Origin of the sequence: Klebsiella huaxiensis (genome assembly GCF_003261575.2) — a bacterium.
In the GTDB taxonomy this organism is placed as follows: domain Bacteria; phylum Pseudomonadota; class Gammaproteobacteria; order Enterobacterales; family Enterobacteriaceae; genus Klebsiella; species Klebsiella huaxiensis.
This window is the reverse complement of the sequence record NZ_CP036175.1, coordinates 2,205,307-2,217,763: the sequence shown is the minus strand read 5'-3', so window position 1 is coordinate 2,217,763 and position 12,457 is coordinate 2,205,307. Positions and strand designations below refer to the sequence as shown.

9 protein-coding genes are annotated in these 12,457 nt (G+C 55.0%); 6 read left to right on the top strand and 3 right to left on the bottom strand.

Annotation, left to right across the window (positions count from 1 at the left end):
- The first annotated feature begins 65 nt into the window (after window positions 1-65).
- The 3 genes from DA718_RS10515 (at window position 66) to DA718_RS10505 (ending at window position 2,466) form a co-directional block, all read left to right on the top strand.
- Window positions 66-473: a cupin domain-containing protein gene (locus DA718_RS10515; protein ID WP_112217305.1), complete on the top strand. Its 408-nt coding sequence runs from the start codon at window positions 66-68 to the stop codon at window positions 471-473.
- Window positions 474-598: 125 nt separating this feature from the next.
- The gene (locus DA718_RS10510; RefSeq protein WP_112217287.1) at window positions 599-1,450 is read left to right on the top strand and encodes an aldo/keto reductase; all 852 of its coding nucleotides are present in this window, start codon (window positions 599-601) and stop codon (window positions 1,448-1,450) included.
- 26 nt (window positions 1,451-1,476) lie between these two features.
- Window positions 1,477-2,466, top strand: a complete 990-nt coding sequence (locus DA718_RS10505) for an aldo/keto reductase (RefSeq protein WP_112217288.1) — start codon at window positions 1,477-1,479, stop codon at window positions 2,464-2,466.
- A gap of 34 nt (window positions 2,467-2,500) precedes the next feature.
- On the opposite strand, the gene DA718_RS10500 is transcribed toward DA718_RS10505, so the two are convergent.
- Window positions 2,501-3,394, bottom strand: coding sequence for a LysR family transcriptional regulator (locus tag DA718_RS10500; RefSeq protein ID WP_112217289.1), 894 nt, complete (start codon window positions 3,392-3,394; stop codon window positions 2,501-2,503).
- Between the two features lie 151 nt (window positions 3,395-3,545).
- Between DA718_RS10500 and DA718_RS10495 the strand changes: the two genes are divergently transcribed.
- Window positions 3,546-4,325, top strand: coding sequence for an SDR family oxidoreductase (locus tag DA718_RS10495; protein ID WP_112217290.1), 780 nt, complete (start codon window positions 3,546-3,548; stop codon window positions 4,323-4,325).
- A gap of 251 nt (window positions 4,326-4,576) precedes the next feature.
- Here DA718_RS10495 and DA718_RS10490 read toward each other — a convergent pair whose 3' ends face one another.
- Window positions 4,577-7,264, bottom strand: a complete 2,688-nt coding sequence (locus tag DA718_RS10490; RefSeq protein WP_112217291.1) for a cation-transporting P-type ATPase — start codon at window positions 7,262-7,264, stop codon at window positions 4,577-4,579.
- Window positions 7,265-7,314: 50 nt separating this feature from the next.
- On the bottom strand, window positions 7,315-7,746 hold the full coding sequence (locus tag DA718_RS10485; RefSeq protein ID WP_112217292.1) for a universal stress protein: 432 nt from the start codon (window positions 7,744-7,746) through the stop codon (window positions 7,315-7,317).
- A gap of 524 nt (window positions 7,747-8,270) precedes the next feature.
- Between DA718_RS10485 and DA718_RS10480 the strand changes: the two genes are divergently transcribed.
- On the top strand, window positions 8,271-9,356 hold the full coding sequence (locus DA718_RS10480; RefSeq protein WP_112217293.1) for an efflux RND transporter periplasmic adaptor subunit: 1,086 nt from the start codon (window positions 8,271-8,273) through the stop codon (window positions 9,354-9,356).
- Window positions 9,356-12,427: an efflux RND transporter permease subunit gene (locus tag DA718_RS10475; RefSeq protein WP_112217294.1), complete on the top strand. Its 3,072-nt coding sequence runs from the start codon at window positions 9,356-9,358 to the stop codon at window positions 12,425-12,427. The genes DA718_RS10480 and DA718_RS10475 overlap by 1 nt, the downstream gene beginning before the upstream one ends.
- Window positions 12,428-12,457: the final 30 nt, after the last annotated feature.

The following is a 12,457-nucleotide window of genomic DNA, read 5'->3' as shown; positions in this document are numbered from 1 at the left end:
TACACTTTACACAGTGGATCCCGATGAACAACGTCGGGACGCTTAAATTAAAACGCGGAGACAACATGAACGAACAATTTGACGGCAACGGTATCTTCCCTAAAGGGGAGAAAAACGAAGCCTATGCGCAGTATTTTCAGGGCACCAGCTACCTGAGCATGCTCTCCACGGAAGGGGTTAATATCGGCAACGTGGTCTTTGAGCCAGGTTGTCGTAACCACTGGCATATTCACCATAAGGGCGGACAAATCCTGCTGGTGACGGGCGGACGCGGCTGGTATCAGGAGTGGAACCAACCGGCACGTGAGCTGACCGCCGGGGATGTGGTCAATATCCCTGCGGGTGTCAAACACTGGCACGGCGCGACCGCCGATAGCTGGTTTGCCCACCTCGCCGTAGCGGTTCCCGCTGAAGGTGCATCCAACGAATGGCTGGAGCCGGTTGCTGACGAAGAGTACCGTCAGTTGCCATAAGTTTCGCAATAGCAGGGTTCGCCAATTCATGAATCCTGCTAATTAACCCTAGAAAATTACGCCCTCTAATCGAATAAATCACTCTGCGCTATGCTTCTCTGACACAAAAGAAGAAGGATAACGTCATGCAATCAGTAACACTGAACAACGGTATTGAAATGCCCCTGCTGGGCTTTGGCGTCTTTCAGATGACCGATGCCGCAGAGTGTGAGCGCGCCGTTGTCGAGGCGATTGAAACGGGCTACCGCCTGATTGATACCGCCGCCTCCTACCTGAACGAAACTCAGGTCGGCAACGCGCTCAAGCAGAGCGGCATTGAGCGCGATGAGCTTTTCGTCACCACCAAACTGTGGATGCAGGACGCCAGTTACGAAGGTGCCAAAGCGCAGTTTGAGCGTTCGATAAACCGCCTGCAGTTGGATTACGTCGATCTCTATTTGATTCATCAGCCTTATGGCGACGTTCACGGTGCATGGCGCGCCATGGAGGATCTACAGCAGGCCGGGAAAATTCGCGCTATTGGCGTGAGCAACTTCCACCCGGACCGCCTCGCTGACCTGATCGCCTTCAATAAAGTGGTACCGGCTGTCAACCAAGTTGAGGTGAACCCGTTTAATCAGCAGCTCCACGCCGTGCCGTGGATGCTAACCCGCGGCATTCAGCCTGAAGCGTGGGCACCTTTTGCTGAAGGCAAAAACGGTCTGTTTCAGCATCCGGAGTTAACCGCCATTGGCGAAAAATATGGCAAAAGCGTCGGCCAGGTCGTCCTGCGCTGGATCTTCCAGCGCGGCATCGTCTCGCTGGCGAAAACCGTACGTAAAGAGCGCATGGCCGAAAATATTAACGTGCTGGACTTCGAACTGAGCGCCGACGAAATGCTGCACATTACCGCCATCGACACCGCCACCAGCGCCTTCTTCTCGCATCGCGACCCCGCCCGAGTGGAATGGCTTGCCGGTCGTAAGCTGGACGTTTAATCAGAAACCCACGGAGATGTAACGCAATGCAAAAACGTTTTCTTGGTCAGTCCGGGCTTGAAGTCTCGGCACTCGGCCTGGGCTGTATGGGCCTGAGCCACGGCTATGGCCCGGCCACCGATACCCGTCAGGCCATCGAACTGATTCGTGCCGCCGTTGAGCGCGGCGTAACCTTCTTCGATACCGCCGAAGTGTACGGTCCGTATCTGAATGAAGATGTGGTCGGCGAAGCGTTAAAACCGTTCCGCGACCAAGTGGTGATCGCCTCCAAATTTGGCTTTACCTTCGGCGATGACAACAAGCAGCAGATTTTAAACAGCCGCCCGGAACATATCCGCGAAGCCGTCGAAGGCTCGCTGCGTCGTCTGAAAACCGACGTCATTGACCTACTGTACCAGCACCGCGTTGACCCCGATGTGCCGATTGAGGACGTTGCCGGCGTGGTGAAAGACCTGATTGCCGAAGGTAAGGTTAAACACTTCGGCCTTTCTGAAGCGGGCGCGCAAACCATTCGCCGCGCCCACGCCGTGCAGCCGGTTGCTGCGCTGCAAAGCGAATACTCAATGTGGTGGCGCGAGCCTGAGCAGGCGATCCTGCCGGTACTGGAAGAGCTGGGGATTGGCTTTGTGCCGTTCAGCCCGCTGGGCAAAGGCTTTTTAACCGGCGCAATCAAAGCCGGTACCACGTTCGGTGAAGATGATTTCAGAAGCAAAGTGCCACGTTTTGCCGCCGAGGCTATTGCAGCCAATGAACAGCTAGTCACCCTGCTTGGCCAGTTGGCCGCCGAAAAAGGCGTAACTCCGGCGCAGATTGCGCTGGCCTGGCTGCTGGCGCAAAAACCATGGATTGTGCCGATCCCCGGCACCACCAAGCTGCATCGGCTGGAAGAGAATCTGGGCGCTGCTGAACTCGTCCTTTCAGCAGAGGATTTGCGTAAAATCACCCAAGCGCTGGAAACAGTGAAAATCGTCGGCGAGCGCTACCCTGCCGCCTTAATGGCCCGTGTCGGGCGTTAAGGTTAAATTCGGCCTGCGGGTTGCCGCAGGCCGTTTACTCAGAATAACGCAGCGCATCAATCAGCAGGGCAAAGGCCGGTGGGTGCTGTTTACGGCTGGGATAATAAAGGTAATATCCCGGAAAAGAGGGGCACCACTCATCGAGAACCTGAATCAGATCTCCTGATTTCACCAGACCCTCAATCGTATCCTCCGGCACGCAGGCAATACCGAACCCGGACAGGGCCGCGTCAATTCTTTCCGATAGCAGATTGAACGTCAGCTGCCCCTCCACCCTGACGCGTAGCGGCTTTCCGTCCCGCTCAAACTCCCAGTGATAGAGTCCTCCGGCGGTCGGCAGGCGCATGTTGATACAGCGATGATTTTGTAGTTCATGCGGAGTTTGGGGAATTTTATGTTCCGCGAAATAGCCGGGTGAACCCACCAGCGCCATGCGCATATCCGGGCCGATTTTCACGGCGATCATATCTTTATCGACGCTTTCGCCAAGGCGGATACCGGCGTCAAAACGCCCCTCCACAATATTCACAAAGCCATTATCCGCCACCAGCTCAACGTTGATTTCCGGATACTCCTTGAGAAAAGGCTTAAGCTTCGGCCATACCAGACTGCGCGCGGAGTGTTCGCCTGCCGAGAGCCGAATATTGCCGGATGGCGCGCGATTGAGCTGAATAACGGCTTCCAGCTCCTGTTCCAGATCGGCAATGCGCGGCTCCAGGCAGGCAATAATGCGCTCACCGGCTTCGGTCGGCGCGACGCTACGGGTGGTTCGGGTCAAAAGACGGATGTCTAAACGCTCCTCCAGACCCTTTATCGCGTGGCTAAGCGCCGATTGCGAAACGCCAAGCTTACCCGCCGCTTTGGTAAAGCTTCGCTCCCTCGCAACGCTCAGAAAGATCTGCAGTTCGTTGAAGTTCTCTTTAAGCATCGGTGGGCTCCTTAGTTAACTTGATTGCCCGCACGCAGAACTTATGAAGGCGATTCATAGACGCAATCATTTTAGCCTCGTTACTCTGCATAATGGCAATTGATATCCTGCTTTTAACGCATTTATCTCTGAATTGAACCCTGGATTACTCATGAAAATACTCATTGCAGGCGCGACGGGCAGTATCGGTCTTCACGTCGTTGAAACCGCGATCGAAATGGGCCATCAGCCCATAGCGTTGGTCAGAAATCGGCGCAAAGTCAAACTGCTCCCCCGCGACGCGCAGGTTGTCTACGGCGACGTCTCCATGCCGGAGACCTTAACGGATGTGGTGAAAGATATTGATGCCGTCATCTTCACCCTTGGCTCCGATGGTCAGGGACGTATTGGCGCCCGGGCGATAGACTACGGCGGCGTGCGCAATATCCTGAAGCTGCTTAAATCAACCCAGGTGCGAATTGCGCTGATGACCACCATCGGCGTCACCGAGCGGCTCAGTTCATTTAACCAGCGCACGGAAGTGCATGACTGGAAGCGTCGGGCCGAGCGCCTGCTGAGGGCCAGCGGTCATCCCTACACCATCGTCAGGCCGGGCTGGTTCGATTACAACCATGAGAATGAGCTTAACTTACTGATGCTACAGGGCGATCGCCGCCATGCTGGCACCCCGGACGATGGCGTAATCTCGCGAAAACAAATTGCCAAAGTTCTCGTTTCAGCCCTGACCAACGACGCGGCAATCAATAAAACCTTTGAGCTGGTAGCTGAGCGCGGCCCGGAGCAACCCGATTTCACGCCATTATTTGCCGCATTGCAGTCTGATAATTCGCAAAAAGTAGACGCAATTGCGGATATGGACAATATGCCTCTGGTCGATGAACCCGAGTGTATCGTCAGAGAATTAAATACGTTTTTGAAGCAACGTATTTAAACGCAGGGCTAACTCAGTACGGGACACGGCGGGAACAGGCTCTTCCCGAGCAGCGGTTGTATGCGCGCGAAGCTGACGGCCTATCGCAACAACCCAGTTAAACGCAAAGATTGATCCATTAAGATCGTGTTCTTTGTCTGACGTAGATTATCTTCCCGGTGGCGGCGCGCTGCGCCTGACCGGGCTACAGCCCCTGCGATATGCGGTTTTGTAGCCCGGACAGGTGCGCAGCACCCGCCTCCGGGAATGACTCAGGCCGTGCGCCACTTGCGCGTCAGCGGCTTCTCAATTTCTACAATCAGGAACATCACAAAACCGATAATAAAGGTGATCACCCAGTAACGGAACGGCAGCGCTTCGGTACCGAACAGCATCTGCATAAACGGCGCGTAGATAATCAGCAGCTGCAGCACCAGCAACACGCCGCTGACAATCCAGATACCCCGGTTCGCCAGCAGCCCTTTGCTCAGTGAGAAACCATCCGCCACCCGGCAGTTGAGCATATAAAACCACTGCGCGGTGACCAGCGTCTGCAACAGTACGGTGCGGATAAACTCAGGTGAGTAGCCTCGCGGCTGTAGCCAGGCCTCCAGCACAAAGGCGCTCACGGCGATCATCGAACCGACAAAAATTACCCGCCAGATGGCAAAGCCGTCCATCACATGCAGCTTAGGATCGCGCGGCGGACGCCGCATGATGTTCTTTTCACCGGCTTCGAACGCCAGACCAAACGACAGCGTGGCCGACGTCGCCATGTTCATCCACAAAATCAATACCGGCGTCAGCGGAATCAAATTCCCCGCCAGCAGCGCGATAATGATTAACAATCCCTGTGCCAGGTTGGTCGGCATAATAAACAGGATAGTTTTCTTCAGGTTATCGTAAACCCGCCGCCCTTCCCTGACCGCACTGGCGATGGTGGCGAAGTTATCATCGGTCAGCACCATATCAGCGGCCTCTTTGGTCACTTCGGTGCCCTTGATGCCCATCGCGATACCAACATCAGCCTGCTTCAGCGCCGGGGCGTCGTTCACCCCATCGCCGGTCATCCCGACCACCTCTTTCCTGCTTTGCAGCGCCTGGACCAGACGGAACTTATCTTCCGGACTGGTGCGGGCAAAAATATCGAATTTCTGCGCCGCTTCACTAAGCTGGATATCATCCATCACCTCCAGCTCGCGCCCGGTAATGGCGTTCCCGGCGTTGCCGATCCCCAGCATCTTGCCGATACTCATCGCCGTTTGCGGGTGGTCCCCGGTGATCATTTTCACGCGGATCCCCGCCTGCAGGCAGTCGCCGATAGCGGTAATGGCCTCCGGTCGCGGTGGGTCCATCATCCCGGCGATCCCTAACAGAATGACGCCCTGCTGCAAATCCTGATGGGTGAGTTCGGTTTGCCCGTCAGACGCCGGTTTCCACGCTGCCGCCACCATTCGCAGCCCTTCCCGCGCGTACTCTTCAATTTTTGCTTCCCAATACGGCTGGTCCAGCGGCTCCAGCCCATGGTCGGTTTGCTGATGCTGACACAGGCGGAACAGCACATCTGGCGCACCGGTAATTAAAATCGTCTCTTCATTGCCGATGCGGTACAGCGTCGACATATATTTGTATTGCGAATCAAAGGGGATCTTACTGCGCAATTCGGTGCTCGCCGGTGGAAGCGTCACTTTCGCCGCCAGCACCTTCAACGCCCCTTCCGTAGGGCCGCCAGTGATTTTCCACAACCCGCTTTCATCTTTGATTAGCTGGCTGTCGTTACACAGGTCGATGGTGCGCAGATAGCGCTCCAGCAGCGTGCCCGGCGCGACGGTTATCGGATCCGGCTCATCGATCGGGTGAATATTCCCCACCGGCTCGTAGCTGTCCCCTTCCACCCGATAGACTTTATCGGCGGTGATAACGGCCTTAACCGTCATCTCGTTCATGGTCAGCGTCCCGGTTTTATCCGAGCAAATAACCGTCATCGCCCCGAGTGTTTCGACCGTCGGCAGCTTGCGGATAATCGCCTTCTGGCGGGCCATGGTTTGCACGCCAAGCGAGAGGATAATCGAGATAATCGCCGGCAGCCCTTCCGGTACCGACGCCACCGCGAGGCTAATCAGCGACAGCATCAGTTCAGAAACCGGCATATCGCGGAACAGCAGGCTAAAGACGAATAGCGCAGCCATCATCACCAGAATGATGATAAAGATCGCTTTGCCGAGCTTATCCATCTGCACCAACAGCGGAGTACGGTGTTTCTCGATATCCGCCATCATCTGGTTAATATGACCCAGTTCGGTATCGCCGCCGGTCGCCACCACCAGGCCTTTGCCGCCGCCGGAGCTTACCGTGGTGCCTGAGAACAACAGGTTCGTCCGGTCACCCAACGGCAGTTCGCCGCTAAGCGCTTCGGTACTTTTCTCCACCACCGTTGATTCACCGGTCAGAATCGCCTCTTCCACGCGCAGGTTATGCGCTTCGATAACCCGCAGGTCTGCAGGAATGCGATCGCCGGCGCGGATCACCACGATATCGCCGGGGACCAGCGCCGTGGTCGGAATGGTTTCATGATTCCCCTGACGAACCACCACCGCTTCGCTGGAGAGCATATTGCGAATGCTCTGGAGCGATTTTTCCGCATTACTCTCCTGAATATGACCAATCAGGGCGTTGATCACCGCCACGCCGAGGATCACCAAAGTATCGACCCAGTGGCCCATCACCGCCGTCAGCAGCGCCGCCGCCAGCAAGACGTAAATCAGCACATCATTAAAATGCGCCAGAAAACGCAACCATGCCGGTTTGCCCGCTTTTTGCGGTAGCGCATTTTCACCGTACTGCTGTAATCGCGCCGTCGCTTCAGCGCTGCTGATGCCATCGGGAGTGCTGTTGGTGCTGGTCAGGGTTTCATCCACGGAGAGCTGATAAAACGGGCCGCCCGGTTTTTCTGTATTCATAGTTATCTCCTCACTCCTGTAACGGAAATCAGGGCAGCCTCAGGCTGCCCTTAGCGCACCACAAAAACTGGCACATGGGCATAACGCACGATACTTGCCGCCTCTGACCCCAACAGATGGGTTTGAATATTGGGATTGCGTGAGCCAATGATCACCACATCCACCTTCAGTTCATCTGCCAGTTTCGTCACTTCATCGCGGACGTTGCCGCTGCGAACATGAATCTGGACATCGCTTTCCTTCAGAGAGAGTTTATTGATGAGTTCGGCAAGTTTTTCTTTTGAATTATTAACCAGATAGTCTTCCATTTTTCGCGCATCGGAAATAAATCCGCGCGTCAGTGCAGGAGAAAATGTCGGGATGACGTTGAGTAAATGAATCTGCCCGGAGGAGCTTTGCGCGAGGAATTGAGCATGGGACAAAGCCTTGTCCGCAAGGCCGGTTTCAAACACATCAACCGGGACGAGGATATTTTTATACATAGAGACAATCCTTTTATTACCTATAAAAAAGGTGGTGAAAACAGCGCAGACAATGGCGCTGAGGAAGAAATCTCGACTCGAAGTATGATGGGTATAATTAAACGTAGCACACGGCGATTAACATTATTAAGATGCCAATTAATATATTGAAAAATATCACAGAGTCAGGCGCGCTTAGACAATTCGACTAAAAACACAGCAAAATCGTCAACATTACCGCAAATTTTACTCTTTTTAACATTTCCGTTTTTCAACGACTATGCTCATTATCAGAGGCCTTCGCGCCCTCTAAAAACCACTCAATAATTATGCAGATAAGAATTTACTTAGCACAATGTTGATACCAGAGGAGGAGCAATGTTCGGCTACAGCCTGTTTCGCCTGAGCCTGTTTATTGCCCTGGCAATAATCGCCTGTACGGCTTCCGGGTTATTTACCTATTTAGTGGTCTCAGCGCTGGCTGAATAAAGTCGGCATTTGTGAAAAATATGTAAAATAAAACCTTTAGCACCGAGGGGAATACAGTGAACCGTTATTTTTCTCTCATTCCCGTTGTTATTTTAATAACAACGGCTTGCGATCAGAAAACACCGCAAGTTACCCCGCTGCCGCGGATGGTAAAAGTTGCGAATGTCGTCGCCATTGGTGATTCACAGCAGCGCATTTTTCCTGCCCGTATTGAATCCGGAGATTCTACCGATCTGTCGTTCAAACGCGGTGGACAGATTGAATCCCTTGATGTGCGTCAGGGAGCCAGTATTTCTCAGGGGCAAACGCTCGCCCGGCTCAACGCTCGGGAAGCGCAGCAACGCGTCAACGAACGGCAGACCGCTGCAACCCTCGCTCAGCGACAGTTCGACCGCTTCCAGACGCTGGCCGGTCGCCAGGCCATTTCAAAAGCGGAAATGGATATCCAGCGGGCCAACCGTGATTCCGCTAACGCCGCGCTAAAAATCGCCCGCGAAGAGCTAAGCCAAATGACGCTCACCGCGCCTTTTAGCGGTATTGCCGCCAGCGTCCCGATCCGTAATCACCAGGTTGTCGCCGCCGGACAGCCGATCGTCACCCTGACGAGAACCGATCTGCTCGATGTGGTGTTTAGCATTCCGGAAAATCTCTTTACCGCACTGGATATTCGCAACGCGCAGTATCGTCCGGTGGTGAAAATCAACTCCATGCCGGACCGCCAGTTCACCGCCGAATATAAAGAACATACCGGTAGCAGCGACAGCAACACTCTGACCTGGCAGATCATTTTAACCATGCCGCGCCCGGCCGATTTCCCGTCAGTGGGCGGCGTGAGTGGGACCGTGACGGTCAATCTGGCAAACCTGCCCGCCAGCGCGGGCGATAAAGCCGTCGTGGTGCCGGTTGAAGCAGTATTTAATCCGGATAATCGCCAGCGCAATGAGCCCCACGTCTGGGTGGTTAAAGGCGAAGGCGAACAGCTACAGCTTGAGGACAGGAAAGTTGGCGTCGGCCAGGTCACCTCTCAGGGAGTGGTCATTACCGAAGGGCTCAGCGTCGGCGAACGCGTCGTGGCGGCAGGCGTCAGTGAACTGCATGCGCAGCAACCGGTTCGAATCTGGACGCGTGAACGAGGTTTGTAATGGATATCTCTCGCCAGTTTATTAACAACCCGATTCGCGTCTGGCTGACTATTTTACTGCTGGGCATCGGGGGTATTTTCGCCCTGCTGAATATCGGTCGCCTTGAAGACCCGGCGTTTACCATCAAGACCGCCGTGGTCATAACCCACTATCCGGGAGCATCGGCGCAGCAAGTTGAGGAAGAAGTCACCCTGCCGCTGGAGAACGCGCTGCAACAGCTGCCCTATCTGGACAACGTCAGCTCAATTTCCTCCAATGGTCTGTCGCAAATCACCGTCAATATCGCCTCGAATTATCACTCCAGCGAACTGCCGCAAATCTGGGATGAACTGCGCCGTCGGGTAGGAGACGCCGCCCGGATGTTCCCGCCCGGCGTGGCCTCCCCCTTTGTGAACGACGATTTTGGCGATGTCTTTGGCTTCTTCTTTGCTATCTCCGGCGAGAGCTTTACCAACCCTGAGCTGGTCCGCTACGCCGAACAGCTCAGGCGCGAACTGGTGCTGGTTCCCGGCGTTGGCAAAGTCGCTATCGGCGGTGCGATCCCGCAACAAATCAATATCGATATCTCGCTGGCAAAAATGACCGCACGCGGCATCACGCTCAACCAACTGGCGGCAATCCTCAGCCGTTTGAACGTAGTGTCTAACGCCGGTGAGATTAAATCTGGCAGTGAGTCAATTCGCCTGCATCCAACAGGAGAGTTTGAAAATATCGACGAGCTGGGCGATTTGTTAATCAGCCCGCACGGCTCTGGTTCAGCGACGCGGTTGCGCGATATTGCCACGCTATCGCGCGGGCTCAGCGAATCCCCTTCCAGCATTTATCACGCCAATGGCCGCCAGGCGGTCACCATGGGGGTGTCGTTTATCCCCGGCGTCAACGTCATTGACGTTGGTCGCGCGCTGGAAAGCAAACTGGATCAGATGTCGGCGGAAAAACCGGCGGGGATTAAGATAGACCTGTTCTATGACCAGGCTGCGGAAGTGGCTCACTCGGTGAACGGCTTTATTACTAACTTCCTGATGGCACTGGCCATTGTCGTCGGCGTGTTGCTGATCTTTATGGGCGTGCGCAGCGGTATCATTATTGCCCTGTCGTTAGCGCTTAACGTGCTCGGCACGCTGCTGATTATGTATCTGTGGGGCATCGAGCTACAGCGTATCTCGCTGGGGGCGCTGATTATCGCCCTGAGTATGCTGGTCGATAATGCCATCGTCATCGTCGAAGGGGTACTCATTGCCCGCCAGCAGGGGTCGACGCTGCTCACGGCGATTAATTATGTGATTCGCCGCTCAGCGCTGCCGCTGCTGGGGGCAACGGTGATTGCCATTCTCGCCTTTGCGCCGATTGGCCTGTCGCAGGACTCCACCGGAGAATACTGCAAATCACTGTTCCAGGTGCTGCTGATTTCACTCATGCTGAGCTGGTTCTCAGCGTTAACCATCACGCCAGTACTGATTAAATGGTGGCTGTTCAAAGGGCAACAGCCACCTGCTGAAACCTCGGATACCGACCCCTACAGCGGGCGCTTTTATCGCATTTATCAGCAGATTCTGCACACCCTACTGATGCGCAAAGCGATCACCCTGACCGTCATGGTGGCGCTGCTGGCAGCTTCGATATGGGGATTCGGTTCGGTGCGGCAGAACTTTTTCCCCTCATCGAACACGCCTATCTTCTTTGTTGACCTCTGGCTTCCCTATGGCACTGATATTGCGACAACCGAAAAGATGGCCAGCGATATTGAAACCTCGATTAACGGCCAGCCGGGCGTTGTCACCACCATCGCCACCGTTGGTCAGGGCAGCATGCGTTTTATCCTCACCTACAGCGGGCAACGTCAATACAGCAACTACGCGCAGATCATGGTACGCATGGACGACCAGCGCAGTATTAACACTCTGACGCAGCATGTTGACAGCTATATTGCGCGCAACTATCCGCAGGTTAATGCCAGCAGCAAACGCGTGATGTTCGGCCCTTCCGGCGATAGCGCCATTGAAGTGCGCATCAAAGGCCCGGATCCCGACCGCCTGCGCCTGCTCGCCAGCCAGGTGGGCGATATTCTCTCCGCAGACCCGGCCACCGACGGCGTGCGCAACGACTGGCAGAACCGCAGCAAGGTTATCCGCCCACAATATTCCGCCAGCTTAGGCCGCGAACTGGGAGTAGATAAACAGGATATCGATAACGCGCTGGAGATGAATTTCTCCGGTAGCCGTGCGGGACTCTATCGCGAAGGGGCTGACCTGCTGCCGGTGGTGGTTCGCCCACCAGCCGCCGAGCGCCAGGATGCTAACCACCTGAATAATGTGCTGGTCTGGAGCCAAAACCGCCAACAGTATATCCCGCTCAGTAACGTGGTTAGCGGCTTTAATCTTGAGTGGGAAGACCCGCTGATCCTGCGCCGCGACCGCAGCCGCGTGCTGACGGTACAAACCGATCCCGATCCATTAAGCAACCAGACTTCCGGCGATATTCTGGCCCGCGTGAAGCCGCAAATCGATGCCCTCGCCCTGCCGCACGGCTACAGTATTGAGTGGGGTGGCGATGCGGAGAATTCCAGCGAGGCGCAGCAGGGGTTGTTCACCACCCTGCCGCTGGGCTATCTGGTGATGTTCGTTATCACTGTGCTGATGTTTAGTTCACTGAAAAATGCGGTCGCCATCTGGCTGACGGTACCGCTGGCGCTGATTGGTGTGACCCCGGGCTTTTTGCTTACCGGGATACCCTTTGGTTTTATGGCGTTGATAGGCTTGCTTAGCCTGAGCGGGATGTTGATTCGTAACGGCATCGTGCTGGTTGAGGAAATTGAGCAGCAGAAGCAGGAAAAACCGCAGCAGGAAGCAATTATTTATGCCGCCACCTCGCGTCTGCGCCCTATTCTGCTGACCGCCTTCACCACCGTTCTCGGTCTGGCCCCTTTATTATTGGATGTCTTCTTCCAGAGTATGGCGGTAGTGATTATGTTTGGTCTGGGTTTTGCTACTATTCTGACGCTGCTGGTTCTGCCAGTGATTTACGCCTGTTTCCATAATAAGAGCCTATCCCACCAGGTTCTAAGGGTATGAAGCCACAATAATGAACACCACCGGATTAAA